Here is a 501-nt window from a genome sequence, read left to right as displayed (position 1 = left end):
AACAGCTCGATCACCTCGCTGTCGACCTCGACCTCGACCGGTTTGTCGTCCGCGAACAGCTCGATCGATTCGCTGTCGACTTCGACCTCGACCGGCCTGTCTTCGGCTAACAGCTCGATCACCTCGCTGTCGACTTCGACCTCGACCGGCTTGTCGTCCGCGAACAGCTCGATCACTTCGCTGTCGACTTCGACCTCGACGGGTCTGTCGTCGGCTAATAGCTCGATCACTTCGCTGTCGACCTCCACGTCGACCGGCCTCTCGTCGGCTAACAGCTCGATCACGTCCCTGTCGACTTCGACCTCGACCGGCCTGTCGTCGGCCAACAGCTCGATCACCTCGCTGTCGACTTCCACGTCGACCGGCCTGTCGTCGGCGAATAGCTCGATCACTTCGCTGTCGACCTCGACCTCGACGGGCTTGTCGTCCGCGAACAGCTCGATCACTTCGCTGTCGACCTCGACGTCGACCGGTCTGTCTTCGGCCAACAGCTCGATCACC

General features: G+C 61.7%; 1 protein-coding gene. It reads right to left on the bottom strand.

Annotated elements, in window-relative coordinates; genetic code table 11:
* Positions 1–501 (bottom strand): hypothetical protein (locus tag U5809_RS34600; protein ID WP_322089856.1); only part of this gene is annotated, 501 nt, incomplete at both ends.

Source organism: Burkholderia sp. BCC1999 (assembly GCF_905339975.1).
GTDB lineage: Bacteria > Pseudomonadota > Gammaproteobacteria > Burkholderiales > Burkholderiaceae > Burkholderia.
This window is presented reverse-complemented; position numbering and strand designations above follow the sequence as displayed.